Here is a 13,803-nt window from a genome sequence, read left to right on the forward strand (position 1 = left end):
AGCCTGACCAGGGCGCGCAGAATGATCGTGAGGCGGCACTCGTCGAGGTCCGTCATGCGCGTGAGGCTGGTCTGGTGCGGTGACGCGATGGACAGGACGAGGTCGACGAACGATCGCTCCGCGTCGTCCAGTCCCAGGCCGTAGAGGTAGCAGGCGAGGTTCTGCCATGAGAACTCGAAGCCCTCGTCGGTGCGCCGGACGAGAGCCCTGCTGAAGGCGTCTCGGGCGAGGATCTACTCCACGTCCACCAGGGCTCGTACGGCGGCCTGTTCGCGGGGTGGGACTGCCGCCTTCAGCAGCTGCTCCTCGAACGGCGGGACGTCGACGTCCTCCTCCTGTTGCTGGTCGAGGAACGGTGTCGTGGTCATCCGAATGCCTCCAGGGGAAGGGGAGCGCCGCCCGGGCTGAGAGCCGCGCCGAGCAGTACAGGGTTCGTCAGGCGGCCCGATCCGTCCGGGCGCTCCAGCCACCAGCGGCCGGTCACCGAGTACAGGACGGGCGGGCACTTGAGGACCCAGCCGTCCGGGCGGACGGTGAGCCGATGGATGTCGTCCAGTTCGTCGGTGAGGTCGGGCGGGAGAAGCCACCACGCGACATCGCGGTGTACGTCCGCGAGGACGGGACCGATCCGGTCTGCGCCGATGCGGCTGATGGCTTCGACCGAGCGCAGGAGCGGCGCCTCGGCGACGCGCCAGTGCGGTCCGGTGGGGAATTCGGCGAGTTCCTCGGTGTCCCATGCGCCCTGCACGTCGGCGGGGTGCAGGGCACAGGACAGCAGCCAGTCCTGGCCTGCCTGCGACATGCGGTGGGCGGTCTGTGTGGCCATGACCAGCACGGTAGGGAGCCCGGTTGCGCGCCCGCGCGGCGATTGCGCGCGATTGCCCGTACGGGTCTGCCGCTTGCAGTGGATTGCCTACGCGAGGTCCAGCGAAGCCCTTGCCCTGCCGATCAGGCGGCGCGCCGGTGCCCCGTATTCGGCGGACTCAGCCAGCCAGTCCCACGCCCGTTCGTACAGCTGGATGTCTTCTTCACCAGTGAGCCAGAGTTCTTCGCTGATCGTCTCGACGATGACCAACCGCCGGTCGTAGATCCAGAAAGCGTGCGGGGCAGTACGCCGCAGCTGTGCCCCGAAGGGCAGGATCCCCAGCTCGATACGGCGCTGCCCGACCAGGTTGTACAGCCGGTCCAGTTGCTCCGCCATCACATCCACGGGGCACGACCGGTGATACAGCGCTGCCTCACATACGAGGAACCGGAAGTTCTTCTCCGGGTCGTACAGCGCCACTTGCCGCCGCATCCGCTTCTCGACAGCAGCCTCCGTGGTCGGCGCAATTCCACGGAACTCGGCGTTGGCGTCGAAGATGACGCGCGCGTACTCCGGTGTCTGGAAGAGCCCTGGCACCCGCGACACCTCAAGGCCGCGGATCTCCCTTGTGGCCTCCGTCTGCCGTACCGCGATCTCCTGGCGGCCCTGGTGGCCTCCGGCCAGCTGGCGTCGCCACGAACGGTGCCGCTGCTTCATGTCGAGGCCGGCGAGCAGACCATGCAGCTCGGGCTCCACGTCGTGACGGCCGATCGCGTTCGCCCAGGCGGTGAGATCGGCGCGAGTGGGGGTCTGCTTGCCGTTCTGGAGACGGCTCACCTTGGAGGGCTGCCAGCCGAGTTGGGCGGCGAGGTCTTTGCCTTCGAGACCGGCCTCGGCGCGCAGTTCGCGCAGGCGCGCGCCGAGGGCTTCCCGTGCGGTCTGGAAGTCGGTGGTCACACGGTCGAAGCTACCTGCCGCGCGAACTCCTGCGTAGGCAGAGCGTGATGCCAGGCGGCGTCGCGGGCCTGGCAGGCGGCGAGCACTTCGGCTGGGTCGTCGGTGACGTACACGCCGAGAGTGGTGCCGTCCTCGTCGAACGCGAAGCGCACGACCACCTTGGAGTCGAACAGCCAGAAGTCGTAGTCCGGCAGCCGCAAATGCTCGGCCTCGGCACGGGAGAGGTTGCGGATGTCTTCGCCTGCGGCCACGTTGCCTGGGGCGCTCGCGAGGAGGAACCGCTGTCCCTGGGTGGGAGGGGCGTCGACCAGGCGTACGCGCTCGAATCGTTTCCCTGCGGCCGTCTGCTCGGCGACGTTCTGCCGCCAGGTGTTGGCCGGCTCCGCAGTGATGTCCTCTCCGTCGAGCCACCGTTTCCACCTGGGGCTGTTGCGGTCGGAGGCGTACCCGCGCTGGGTCTCCAGCCGCCACGCGGTATGCCGGAACTCGCGGAAGAGGTGGGAGACCGACGCGAAGGGCTGCAGCTCGGGTGCCTCAGTGCGGGGCGCGTAGCGGGTCAGCAGGGTGCGGGGGACACGGACGAATGTCTCGGACTCTTTGACGTCGCGCAGTTGTACGAGGTGCTCTGGATCGGTCACTCGCTCGCCCTGGACGAGGATCTCGTCTGTCCCGGCGACCTCGTACAGAGTGGGACAGTCGCCGTCGTCGCTGGTGGTGCCGAGGAACCTGAGCGTCATATCGCCCTCCTTCTGCGCTGGTTGGAGGGTCCAGGATGCGCAGAATTGGCGGCGGGTGCCCTGGGATTGCGGCAGATTGTCCATGTGCCCGAGGGTGCTGGGATTGCGCGCAAGCGGGCGGAGCCCGCCTCATGACGAAGGCCCCGCCCGGAAACGGGCGAGGCCATGTTCCCGCCCCTCCTACTGACCTTCGAGCGCGTCCTCCAACATCTCGTTCTGGTCGACGTTCCCGTCCTCGTCCACCCAGCCGAGGTCGTTCTTCAGGATGTGCGACATCAGCAGCGCGTCGTAGTCGTCTTCCTTCAGTCCGTTGCAGGCCTCCGGCTTGGCCTTGTCGCCGTCCGAGCGTTTTTTCAACGCGGCGACACAGTCCTCGGCGATCTCGTCGTACGACTTCGAGCAGCCGACCGCGGCTCCCGCGAGCAGCAGACAGGCGGCGAGCAGGATGACGGTACGGCGCATGGTCCCCCCAAGGACGTGCATGTCGAGGTGGGCATCATGCTCGGCGCGGGGCGGGTGCGTGGGCGGTGTGTCCATCTTGTGACCACGCACGGGTGACCTGTTGCCCGCAGGGTCGGCAGGCCGGGCCAGTCAGCAGGTCTCGTCGTCCTTGACTGCGTACAGGATCACGGGCGTGTCCGTAGCGTGCGTGCCGGCTGCGGGTTCCTGGCTACAGACCGTCCAGTTGCGGTCCAGGATCTGCAGGCGACCCTGACCGCTGGCGTCCTGGTCGTCGAGGACGTAGAAGCCGGCGGCCTGCGCTTCGTCTTGGGCGGCCTGGAGGTCTTGGCCGACGAGGTTGGGCAGCGTTGCTGTTTCGGGGGCGGCGTCGGTCGCGCTGTCGGGCGTTTCCGTCTCGGCCCCGGTGGTGCTGGTGTCCTGTTTCGGCTGGTCGCTGGCGCCCTGGGCTGCTGTGCTTGACTCGCTGGGGCTGTTGTCGGTGCCCTCGCATGCGGTGAGCATGAGCAGCGCTACGGCGCCGAGTCCGGCTGCGATGGTGCGTGCGCGCATGGTGGTTCCCCCTGGGACGGTGCGTGAGTTGGGGAAGCATCATGCGCCGCGGACGGGGACCATGTGCAGGGAGTGACGGTGCTGTGACACAAATAAGTTTTCGGGTACGGCGAAGGGCCCTGTCCTCGACCGGAGTGCGGGCCGTTGCCGTACGCACGTGAGGGTCAGCGGGTGCCGTCCTCGTACGTCCAGCGGCACGCGTTGTGCGCCCTCCGATCGGCGCGCAGCCGGAGTCGTTAGCCGGTCTTCTTCCAGGCTTTGCAGCCCGTGGTGGTGAACGCCTTGTCCGTGGCAGCGATCGTGACGGTCGTCTGACCGCCGGTGTTCGCGTTGGCGATGATGTCTTTCGCCTCGCCGGAGGTACTCGACAGCCGCGCCCAGTAGCAGTCGGTAACGAGACCACCTTGTGGGCCTTCGCTGCGGTAGGTGCCGGGCTTGATGTCGCTGCCGACGACGTAAGTGCCATCGCCAGGGATTCCGTCCGCGAGGACCTTGTCAGCTGAGGGATGCTTTCCGGCGGCGGCCGTATGCGTGGTGGTCGCGGTCGTGGTGACAGCCGCCGAAGGTGCTGCCTTGTCAGCGCTGGAGTTGCCAGTGACGCCAATCAGCACACCAACAAAGAGAGCGACGAGGGCCACGCCCGCATGGGTAAGGAAGCTCCGTCGGGAGGCTGCGGGACGTGGCCCCGACCAGATCCTTTCGTCACGGTCCCGGCGTTGCAGGGGCCCCTCTGGAGGGCCTGGCGGGGTGCGGCTATTCATGGCTTCAGAGTGCGTCGGCCAGCCTCTCCCCGCACGCCGGGAGAGAGGTGCGGCGTGTGGGGAGGCCAGGCGCTTATGTCCGCCTCGGCATCCACTCGGCACGCGCATCGACACTGGCGAGTCGAACGCCCTGATCTCCGGCCCTGTGGACTGGCACCCTGAGTGCATCGCCCGCATTCGTGTGGAACTCGAAGCAGACCAGAACGCGAGCGACAAAGAGGCGGCCCGCGCCGCCTTACCTACTCGACAGCCGTCTCACATACGCCTCACAGACCGACGGTCGGAGCGCATCTCGCAGCCTCACATGCCCCACCCGTGCCGCCGCCACGGAGCCGCTGGACACCGTGGACGGCAGCTAGGCTGGCTGACGTGTCCTACGCCGGTCCCGGCTTCGAGCCGTCCCAGCCTCGTCGTTCCCTTCTGCGTCGTCCCCTGGCCGTCGCCCTCGCCGTGTTGGTGCTGGGTGGGGGCGGTGGGTGGTTCGTGTGGGGGGCCGTCGCCGATGACGGTGGGGGTGACGGCGCGGGGAAGTCGTTGTCCAGCGGCGGCTACGAACCCCTGACGCCGATCTCGCCGCCCGCCCTCGCCGTCCCCAGTGAGGCCGCGAACTCCCTCGCCGGGAAGGTCGTCGTCATCGATCCCGGGCACAACCCCGGGAACTTCAAGCACACCGCCGAGATCGCCCGCAAGGTGGACATCGGTACGAACTCCAAGGAGTGTGACACCACCGGTACCGCCACCAACAGCGGTTACACGGAGGCCGAGTTCACCCTCGACGTCGCGCGGCGGCTGCGGACGATCCTCGAACAGCAGGGCGCCACCGTGAAGTTGACGCAGGACGGCGACCGGTCCGACTACGCCTTCGGGCCCTGTGTCGACGATCGTGCCCGGATCGGGAACGCCGCGCACGCCGACGCCGTCGTCTCCATCCACGCCGACGGGAGCGCGCAGGGCAACCGCGGCTTCCATGTGATCCTGCCGGGGGCGGTCCACGAGGGCGCCGCGGACACGCGGTCGATCGTCGGCCCGTCCCGGCTGCTCGGCGAGCGCGTCAAGGCCGGGTTCATCGACGAGACCGGCTCCGAGCCGTCCAACTACATCGGCGGCGGTACCGGTCTCGACACCCGTACGGACCTCGGCGGTCTCAATCTGTCAACGGTTCCGAAGGTGTTCATCGAGTGCGGCAACATGCGCGACAGCAAGGACGCAGCCCTGCTGACCAGCGGATCATGGCGCCAGGAAGCGGCACTGGGGATCTCTGAAGGAATCGTGAGTTTCCTGCGCGGGTCGTGATCAACGCGTGCATCCCGGCGGACAGCTCACACACGCGGACGATAATGTCGTGCCCCTACGCATGATGACGACGAGACGACCTGAGGACCTGAAGTGAACATCCGCTCCCTCACTCGAGGCGACGGCGTGGTGATCGGAGCAGCGGTGTTGCTCTTCATCGCGTCGTTCCTCGACATCTACTCCGTCGACGGCGCCACGGGCCTCGACATGCCGAACGCCTGGGGCAGCGGCCCGGTCCTGCTGGGCGTCGTCCTCGCAGGCATCATCGGGGCCGCGCTCGTCGTCATGTCGCGCGGTCTGACGCAGCTGCCCAAGGTCGCCGGTATCGACCTCGGCCAGTTCGGCGTCGCCTTCACCGTGTTCGCCGCCTGGAGCGCGCTCGGCAACGTCTTCGACCCGACGGGCGGTGTCGACAACGTCAGCAACGGCGGTTCCGGCCCGGACGCCGGTACCGGTCTGATCCTCTCCCTCGTCGCCACGGTCGTCATGGCGGCCGCCGCCATCGCCACCCCGCTTGTCCCTGCCCTCAAGGGCGCCCTGATCGGCGCCCCCAAGCCGCCCTCCCCGCAGCCCTACGGCGGTCAGCCCTACCCGGGCGGCCAGCCCCAGGGCGGCTATGGCTACCCGGGCGCCGGCGCGCCGCAGCAGCCGTACGGTGGCCAGCCGCAGGGCGGTCAGCCCTTCGGCGCCGACGCCGGCGCTGGTCAGCCGCAGCAGGCCCAGCCGCCGGCCTCGGACTTCTCCCCGTTCTGGTTCGCCGTGCCGGTGCCGCGCCCGCTGTTCGCCGAGGACGGTTCGCCGACCCCGATCGCCGAACTGGCCCCCGGTACCTGGTACTTGGCGGTCGAGCAGCGCGGCCAGGGTTTCATCGCCCAGACGCAGGACGGCCGTCGGGGCGTACTTCAGGACACCTCCGGCATCCAGCGCGGATAACGCGGACAACACCCTCTGCGGGATGCGCGAGCTGCGGCCCCTTGCCCTTCCGGGCGAGGGGCCGTTGTCGTACAGTCGCCGCCAGGGCATCACAGCTGACGGACCGTCAGGAGGCAGGTATGCGGCTCGGTCTCGCGCTCGGCTACTGGGGTCGCGGTCCCTCCCCGGACCACGTACCGCTCGCCCAGGAGGCCGAACGGCTCGGCTACGACTCCGTGTGGACCGCCGAGTCCTGGGGCTCGGACGCGTTCACCCCGTTGACCTGGATCGCGGCCCAGACGTCAACCATCAAGCTGGGTACGGCTGTTGCCCAGATGGCGGCCCGCTCGCCGACGGCCACCGCGATGCACGCCCTCACCCTCGACCATCTCTCCGGCGGGCGGGTTCTTCTCGGGCTCGGGCTCTCCGGGCCACAGGTCGTCGAGGGGTGGTACGGGCGCCCGTTCCCGAAGTCGCCGCTCACCGCGACCCGGGAGTACGTGGACGTCGTACGGCAGGTTCTGCGGCGCGAGGCGCCGGTTCAGGTAGCGGGGCGCTTTCATCCCCTGCCCTACGACGGGCCGGACGGTACCGGCATCGGCAAGCCGCTCAAGTCGATCACCCATCCGCTGCGCGCCCAACTTCCCGTCCTGCTGGGCGCGGAGGGGCCGAAGAACATCGCCCAGACGGCCCGTATCGCCGACGGCTGGCTGCCGCTGTACTGGTCTCCGTCGCGGACCGAGATGTACGAGGAGCCGCTGAGCGGGGCCGGGGAAGGGTTCCTTGTCGCGCCGATGGCGCAGGCCCGGGTCTGTGCCGATGTGTCGGAAGGGCTGCTGCCCGTCAAGATGATGCTCGGCTTCTACATCGGCGGGATGGGCCACGCGGCCCGTAACTTCCACGCCGATCTGATGGCACGCATGGGGTACGAGGAGGAGGCCCGGCGGATCCAGGAGCTGTTCCTCGCCGGGCGGCGCGAGGAGGCCGTGCTCGCCGTGCCGGACGCCTTCGCCGACGAGATTTCCCTCGTGGGGCCACGTGAACGCATCGCGGAGCGGCTGGAGTTGTGGCGCAAGGGGCCGGTGACCGACCTCCTCGTCCTCTCCCCCGATCCCCATACGCTGCGCGTCCTCGCCGAACTCAACTCCTGAACCCATTTCTGTCGGCGGAAGATGGCGATCGAGTCCAGTCAATGCGCCCGACTGCCTATGGTCTTGGCCAGCGCTCTGCCACTTCAGGGCGGGGCCGAAGGCCGTCCCTGGCCCGGCGCCGCGGAGCGGCGCCGGAGTGCGCTGTCTCTGCACGTACCGGCGGACGTGACTGTCGTACTCCTGATGGAGTCTGAGGGAGCTGACGCCCTCGATGGAGTTGACCAGATTGACCGTTGAACTGTTTCAGCTCGGCCTCGAAGTCAGCACAGACCTCCCGCATGATTTCTTCGGTGCGGGTCAGCATGACGTTGGTGAGCGCGTTCCGCCGGTACTTGGTGACGAAAACCAAGTGAACGTGCAGGCTGTGAACAACATGGCAACCGGTTCCGACATCGGGAATGGGGTTCCAACGCGGTGACATAAATCAATGCTAGTTTCCCAATTGTGAATCAAGGCACCCTGGTTAAGCGGCAGTTCGGGCACCGTGCCCGCCTTGCGCTATGCCCTGCCGAGGTGCTGAAGGCTGATGGCCAAGCGCACGCGGCCCGCTCCATGTGGAACCTGCTGCACGCTTGGTGGTGGATGATGCCGAAGGAAATGCGGACCCTCAAACATGCGGACGCTGCGATCCGGCAAGCCCGCGAGGACATCGACTTCCTGGCCGTCCTGCCCGCCCAGGCCGCGCAAGCGGTACTCAAGACGTATTTCCAGGCGTGGAAGAACTGCTGGGACGGGCGCGCCGACGCCCCGAACTTCAAGGGCCGGTTGCGCACGGTGATGTCGGTGGACATTCCGCAGGGCCGCGACCTGAACATCACCCGCGTGCACCGCCGGTGGGGCATGGTCAACATTCCCAAGGTGGGCAGGGTCCGCTTCCGGTGGACCAAGGACCTTCCGGTCGGCAAGCATGCAGGCGCGGAGAACCGGATCACCGGGGCACGGCTGGTCAAGGATGCGCTCGGCTGGCACATCGCCTTCCGAGTCCAGACCCAGGAGGCCGGGCCCGAGCCCCACCAGGGGCCGGACATCGGCATCGACGTGGGTGTCAGCGTGCCCATCGCCCTCTCGGACGGTCAAACGTACGAGCACGGCGCATGGCTGACGGAGAAGGAGAAGGCCAGGCTCCTGCACCTGGAACAGCGTGCCGCGCAGCGTAAGCAGCACCGAACACCCGGCGAGCGCACCAGCCACCGACTGCACCACACCTACGACCAGATCGCAGGCCTGCGCGCGAAAGCCAAGCGCCGGGCCCTGGACTGGCAGCACCGGACGACCACCGCCATCGCCCGCACCTACGGCACGGTCGTGGTCGAAGCACTCACCATCACGAACATGGTTAAGTCCGCCAAGGGAACGGTTGAAGAGCCGGGGAAGAACGTCGCCCAGAAGTCCGGGCTGAACCGCTCCATCAGCGGGGAGGCGTGGGGGCGCACGGTCACCATGCTGGCGTACAAGACCGCCCGGCTCGGCGGCACCCTGGTCAAGGTCCCGGCCCCCGGCACCTCCCGCCGCTGCTCGGCGTGCGGCCACACCACGCCCGGGAGCCGGGAGTCCCAGGCCGTGTTCGTGTGCAGGAACCCGGACTGCGGCTGGTCGGGCAACGCCGACCACAACGCGGCCCGCAACGTCCTGCACCTGTACCGGACGGGCCTCGCGCTCGTCCCGGCTGCCGGGAGGGCAGTCGTCAGGCGCGCCAAGCGCGTCAAACCCGCTGCCGCAAGGTAAGCAGGAATCTCCCGGCTCCAGCCGGGAGAACACTTCAACTGTTCGTGGGTCACGCCCCTTAGCAAGGTCGGCCGTCACTGATCACCGGCGCCCACGTCGGTCAGCCGCAGCAGTCCGGGTCCAGTCCCGTCGGCAACAGCTCGCCGCCGAAGACCGCGCAGGTCGCCTCGTGGCCGCCGAGTGCCGCGACCGCGAGGAGAAGCGAACCCGCCGTCCAGGTGGTGAGTTCGCGCGGCCAGATCGCCTCGTCGTCGAACACGTACCCCGTCCAGTACAGGCCGCTGTCCGTGTCGCGCAGATGCTGGATCGACTGGAGTATCTCCAGGGCCCGGTCGGACTCCCCCACCGCCCAGAGCGCCAGGGCGAGTTCGGCCGACTCGCCGCCCGTCACCCAGGGGTTGGGCACGACACAGCGCACCCCGAGGCCGGGCACGACGAAGCGCTCCCAGCCCTCCTCTATACGGGACTTGGCCTCCGTACCCGTCAACGCGCCGCCCAGCACCGGGTAGTACCAGTCCATCGAGTAGCGCGCCTTGTCGAGGAACCGCTCGGGGTGCCGGCGGATCGCGTGCCGCAGCGCGCCCACCGCCAACTCCCAGTCCGGCTGCGGCTCTTCGCGCTGCTCGGCGATGGCGAGCGCACAGCGCAGGGCGTGGTGGACGGATGAACTGCCCGTCAGGAGGGCGTCGTTGACGTCCGTGCCGTCGTCCTCGCGCTTCCAGCCCATCTCGCCGCCGGGCTGCTGCAACTGGAGGACGAACTCGACGGCCGCGAAGACCGTCGGCCACATCCGGTCCAGGAACGTGTCGTCGCCGGTGGCGAGGTAGTGGTGCCAGACGCCGACGGCTATGTAGGCGACGAAGTTGGTCTCCCGGCCCCGGTCGGTGACGGCGTCCGCGTCCCCGTCCGCGTACGCGGCGTACCAGGAACCGTCACCGGTCTGGTGGGCGGCGAGCCACAGGTACGCCCGTTCGGCGGCCTCGTGTTCACCGGCCGCGTCAAGGGCCATCGCGGCCTCGGTGTGGTCCCACGGGTCGAGATGGTGCCCCCGGAACCACGGGATGGCGCCGTCCTCCCGCTGCTCCGCGAGGATTCCGCGGACGGTGCGGGCGGCCTGCTCGGCGGTGAGGACCCCGGGCAGGACGAGGTGTTCTGTCCGGGGAGTCGTCACTTGGCGGCCACCTCGGCCTCAACCTCGGACGCGGACTCGGACTCGGACGCGGACTCGGACTCGGACTCGGCAAGGCTCGGCAGGTGCGGCTTGGTCGCGTACGCCACGAAGCTCTTGCCGATCAGCGGGTTCAGCGCCTGCTCGGCGACCCGGGTGGCCAGCGGCTTCTTCATGATGTCCCAGACCAGCAGCTTGTGGTACGCGCGCACCGGCAGCACCTTGTCGTTGTCCACGCCGAACGCGCACTTCAGCCACCAGTACGGGGAGTGCAGGGCGTGGGCGTGGTGGGTGCCGTAGGGCTTCAGTCCCGCTTCGCTGATCTTCGTGAGGAGTTCGTCCGCCTTGTAGATGCGGATGTGGCCGCCCTCGACCTCGTGGTAGGCGTCGGAGAGGGACCAGCAGATCTTCTCGGGACCGTAGCGCGGCACGGTGATCGCGATCCGGCCGCCGGGCTTCAGCACCCGGACCATCTCCGCGAGGACGCCCTTGTCGTCGGGGATGTGCTCCATGACCTCGGAGATGATCACGACGTCGAAGGACTCGTCGGGGAACGGCAGGGCCAGGGCGTCGCCCTCCATGGCCGTCGCGGTGGCCCCCGCGGGCGCCTCGCCCGCCTCCTCCATCGCCGCGAACCACTTGGCGACCTCGCGGATCTCGTCACCGTTCTGGTCCAGCGCCACGACCTGGGCGCCGCGCCGGTAGCACTCGAACGCGTGCCGGCCGGCTCCGCAGCCGAGGTCCAGAACACGGTCGCCCGGGGCCAGCGGGAACCGGGTGAAGTCGACGGTCAGCACGAAGTCCTGCTTTCGCGGTCGGGGGTCTCGTTGGGGGCGGATATGGAGGTGCGCGTGCGCGTGGGGCGGGGTCCCCGGGGTGCCGATCGGGCGATCGCCTCGCGGTAGTGGTCCGCCGTGCCCTGGGCCGCGCGGGCCCAGGTGAAGCGGGCCAGTACGCGCTCGCGGCCCGCCCGGCCGAGGCGCGCCCTCAGTTCCGGGTCGGCGAGGAGCGTCGCCAGGGCGGTGGCCAGGGCCCCGGGGTCGCCGGGCGGTACGGCCAGGCAGGTCTCGCCGTCGGGGCCGGCCACCTCGGGGATCGCTCCGCCGGTGGTGGCGACCAGAGGCGTACCGGTGGCCATCGCCTCCGCCGCCGGGAGCGAGAAGCCCTCGTACAGGGACGGTACGCAGGCGATCTCCGCCGAGCGCACCAGGTCGACGAGTTCCTCGTCCGAGATGCCCTTCACGAACTCGACGGCGCCTTCGAGGCCGTACCGCTCGATGGCCTGGGCGACGGGTCCGTCCTCGGCGCGCTTGCCGACGACCACGAGGTGGGCGGCGGGGTGTTCCGTACGGACCTTCGCCAGCGCCTCGACGAGGAATACCAGCCCCTTGAGGGGAACGTCGGCGCTGGAGGTGGTCACGATGCGGCCCGGTATCCGGGGCACCGCCGGGTCGGGCGAGAAGAGGTCGGTGTCGGCGCCGATGTGCACGACGTGGATGCGGTTCTCCCGTACGCCGAGATGGTCGACGATCTCCTGACGCGACGTACCGGAGACGGTGAGCACGGACGGCAGGCGGCGGGCCACGCGCCGCTGCATCCGCGTGAAGCCGTACCAGCGCCGTACGGACATCCGGCGGCTCAGGCTGTCGGCCGCGGCCAGGTCCAACTTCCGGTCCACGGTGATGGGGTGGTGGATCGTGGTGACGAGCGGGGCGCCGATGTCGCCCAACAGGCCGTACCCGAGGGTCTGGTTGTCGTGTACGACGTCGAACTCACCGCTGCGGGCGCGCAGTTGGCGGCGGGCACGGAGGGAGAAGGTGAGCGGTTCGGGGAAGCCGCCGGTCCACATCGTGGCGACCTCGAGCGCGTCGATCCAGTCGCGGTACTCGTCACGCCCCGGGGTGCGGAAGGGGTCCGGCTGGCGGTAGAGGTCGAGGCTGGGCAGCTCGGTGAGGACGGGGTCAGGGCCTCGGACTGGGCCTGGGCCTGGGCCTGGGCCACGGACGGCTTCGCCGTCGAGTGCGTCGCGGCCGTCGAGTACGTCCAGCACCGGATACGGCTGGGAGCCGATGACCTCGACGCGGTGACCGAGTCGGGCGAGTTCGCGCGACAGATGGCGTACGTAGACGCCCTGGCCGCCGCAGAACGGGTTCCCCTTGTAGGTCAGAAGTGCGATGCTGAGCGGTCGCTCGCCGTCCGCGGCGGGATCCCCCTGAGGGCCTGCCTCGCTGGCCTCCGCCGTCACTCCCGGCCCCCTTCTCCCCACGGTTTCCCGCGAGACTACGACGGGACGCTAATCTAGAACAAGTTTCAGAGTTGATCGTTCAGGCGGCTCCGAATCTACCGGCAGGTAGGTCGGCTGTGACCGGTGGATCAGGTGATTCGCGCCACGGCGGACGGGCGACGCGAAGTGCCATGCTGCCAACTGCTTGCCGACACACGACTGACCGATCGCCGCGTAACAACCGGGCGATCACCGACTGTCACGGAACGGGACCCATGGCTGCCGACGCGAAGGTGGAAGCACATACGGTGAGAGCGGCCTCGTTGCCGCCGTCCGCTCCGCTCACCGAGCGGCAGGAGGCCCGGCGGCGCCGGATCCTGCACGCGAGCGCCCAGTTGGCGAGCCGGGGTGGTTTCGACGCGGTGCAGATGCGGGAGGTCGCGGAGTCCTCGCAGGTCGCGCTCGGCACGCTCTACCGGTACTTCCCGTCCAAGGTGCATCTTCTGGTCGCCACCATGCAGGACCAGTTGGAGCACATGCACGGCACGCTGCGGAAGAAGCCGCCTACGGGTGAGACGGCGGCGGAGCGGGTGGCGGAGACGTTGATGCGGGCGTTTCGTGCGTTGCAGCGGGAGCCGCATCTGGCGGATGCGATGGTGCGGGCGTTGACGTTCGCGGACCGGAGTGTTTCGCCTGAGGTCGATCAGGTGTCGCGTCAGACTACGGCGATCATTCTGGATTCGATGGGGTTGGGTGAGGGGGTGGGGGCGGGGGCGGGGGCCGGAGGGTATCCGACCCCCGAGCAGCTTTCGGCGGTTCGGGTGATTGAGCACACGTGGCATTCGGCGTTGGTGACGTGGTTGTCGGGGCGGGCGTCGATCGCGCAGGTGAAGATCGACATCGAGACGGTGTGCAGGTTGATCGACCTGACGGATCCCGCCGGGGCGGAGCGATAGGGCTTTTCCTCGCCCCCGCCGCCCCTACCCGTCCCATCCCTGGGGGCTGCCGCCCCCAGACCCCCGCTTTCGCGCTGAACGCGCTCGTCCTCAAACGCCGGAC

At 68.9% G+C, this 13,803-nt stretch carries 15 protein-coding genes and 1 pseudogene; 5 read left to right on the plus strand and 11 right to left on the minus strand.

Going from position 1 to position 13,803, the window contains the following annotated elements; all coding sequences use genetic code 11:
* Nucleotides 1-233: 233 nt before the first annotated feature.
* The 7 genes from ABZ855_RS43175 to ABZ855_RS43205 form a co-directional block, all read right to left on the minus strand.
* Nucleotides 234-368 carry a hypothetical protein gene (locus tag ABZ855_RS43175; protein WP_360817736.1) on the minus strand — a complete coding sequence of 45 codons (135 nt, stop codon included), beginning with the start codon at nt 366-368 and terminating at the stop codon, nt 234-236.
* Entirely contained in the window at nt 365-826 is a 462-nt protein-coding gene (locus ABZ855_RS43180; RefSeq protein WP_360817738.1) for a hypothetical protein, read from the minus strand. Before ABZ855_RS43180 ends, ABZ855_RS43175 begins: the two co-directional genes overlap by 4 nt.
* Nucleotides 827-913: 87 nt before the next feature.
* A complete protein-coding gene (locus ABZ855_RS43185) occupies nt 914-1,762 on the minus strand; it encodes a helix-turn-helix transcriptional regulator (protein WP_360817741.1) in 849 nt (282 codons plus the stop codon).
* Entirely contained in the window at nt 1,759-2,499 is a 741-nt protein-coding gene (locus tag ABZ855_RS43190) for a DUF6879 family protein (protein ID WP_360817744.1), read from the minus strand. Before ABZ855_RS43190 ends, ABZ855_RS43185 begins: the two co-directional genes overlap by 4 nt.
* 180 nt (nt 2,500-2,679) lie before the next feature.
* The gene (locus tag ABZ855_RS43195) at nt 2,680-3,036 is read right to left on the minus strand and encodes a hypothetical protein (protein WP_360817747.1); all 357 of its coding nucleotides are present in this window, start codon (nt 3,034-3,036) and stop codon (nt 2,680-2,682) included.
* A gap of 54 nt (nt 3,037-3,090) precedes the next feature.
* Nucleotides 3,091-3,510 carry a PASTA domain-containing protein gene (locus ABZ855_RS43200; RefSeq protein ID WP_360817750.1) on the minus strand — a complete coding sequence of 140 codons (420 nt, stop codon included), beginning with the start codon at nt 3,508-3,510 and terminating at the stop codon, nt 3,091-3,093.
* Between the two features lie 236 nt (nt 3,511-3,746).
* Complete coding sequence (locus ABZ855_RS43205; protein ID WP_360817753.1) at nt 3,747-4,448, minus strand: twin-arginine translocation signal domain-containing protein; 702 nt, start codon at nt 4,446-4,448, stop codon at nt 3,747-3,749.
* A gap of 192 nt (nt 4,449-4,640) precedes the next feature.
* On the opposite strand from ABZ855_RS43205, the gene ABZ855_RS43210 reads away from it, so the two are divergent.
* The 3 genes from ABZ855_RS43210 to ABZ855_RS43220 all read left to right on the plus strand — a co-directional run bounded on the left by ABZ855_RS43210 (nt 4,641) and on the right by ABZ855_RS43220 (nt 7,627).
* Entirely contained in the window at nt 4,641-5,564 is a 924-nt protein-coding gene (locus ABZ855_RS43210; protein ID WP_360817756.1) for an N-acetylmuramoyl-L-alanine amidase, read from the plus strand.
* Nucleotides 5,565-5,657: 93 nt separating this feature from the next.
* The gene (locus ABZ855_RS43215; protein WP_360817759.1) at nt 5,658-6,497 is read left to right on the plus strand and encodes a hypothetical protein; all 840 of its coding nucleotides are present in this window, start codon (nt 5,658-5,660) and stop codon (nt 6,495-6,497) included.
* Between the two features lie 119 nt (nt 6,498-6,616).
* Nucleotides 6,617-7,627, plus strand: a complete 1,011-nt coding sequence (locus ABZ855_RS43220) for an LLM class F420-dependent oxidoreductase (protein ID WP_360817762.1) — start codon at nt 6,617-6,619, stop codon at nt 7,625-7,627.
* A 120-nt stretch (nt 7,628-7,747) separates the two neighbouring features.
* Here the strand turns inward: ABZ855_RS43220 and ABZ855_RS43225 are convergent.
* A pseudogene (locus tag ABZ855_RS43225) lies at nt 7,748-8,048 on the minus strand (transposase); the annotation flags it as partial.
* 92 nt (nt 8,049-8,140) lie between these two features.
* Here ABZ855_RS43225 and ABZ855_RS43230 point away from each other — a divergent pair.
* A complete protein-coding gene (locus tag ABZ855_RS43230; RefSeq protein ID WP_360817765.1) occupies nt 8,141-9,352 on the plus strand; it encodes a transposase in 1,212 nt (403 codons plus the stop codon).
* A 100-nt stretch (nt 9,353-9,452) separates the two neighbouring features.
* Here the strand turns inward: ABZ855_RS43230 and ABZ855_RS43235 are convergent, their stop codons facing one another.
* From ABZ855_RS43235 to ABZ855_RS43245, 3 genes are read right to left on the minus strand one after another with little or no spacing between them, the layout of a single operon-like run.
* Complete coding sequence (locus ABZ855_RS43235) at nt 9,453-10,523, minus strand: prenyltransferase (protein ID WP_360817768.1); 1,071 nt, start codon at nt 10,521-10,523, stop codon at nt 9,453-9,455.
* Entirely contained in the window at nt 10,520-11,317 is a 798-nt protein-coding gene (locus ABZ855_RS43240) for a class I SAM-dependent methyltransferase (protein ID WP_360817771.1), read from the minus strand. The genes ABZ855_RS43235 and ABZ855_RS43240 overlap by 4 nt, the downstream gene beginning before the upstream one ends.
* The gene (locus tag ABZ855_RS43245) at nt 11,311-12,765 is read right to left on the minus strand and encodes a glycosyltransferase family 4 protein (RefSeq protein ID WP_360817774.1); all 1,455 of its coding nucleotides are present in this window, start codon (nt 12,763-12,765) and stop codon (nt 11,311-11,313) included. The genes ABZ855_RS43240 and ABZ855_RS43245 overlap by 7 nt, the downstream gene beginning before the upstream one ends.
* Before the next feature lie 254 nt (nt 12,766-13,019).
* Between ABZ855_RS43245 and ABZ855_RS43250 the strand changes: the two genes are divergently transcribed.
* Nucleotides 13,020-13,700 (plus strand): TetR family transcriptional regulator, encoded by a 681-nt coding sequence (locus ABZ855_RS43250; RefSeq protein ID WP_360817777.1) that lies wholly within the window; start codon nt 13,020-13,022, stop codon nt 13,698-13,700.
* Nucleotides 13,701-13,803 lie beyond the last annotated feature (103 nt).

The organism is Streptomyces sp. NPDC047042 (genome assembly GCF_040644035.1).
Taxonomy (GTDB): Bacteria; Actinomycetota; Actinomycetes; order Streptomycetales; family Streptomycetaceae; genus Streptomyces.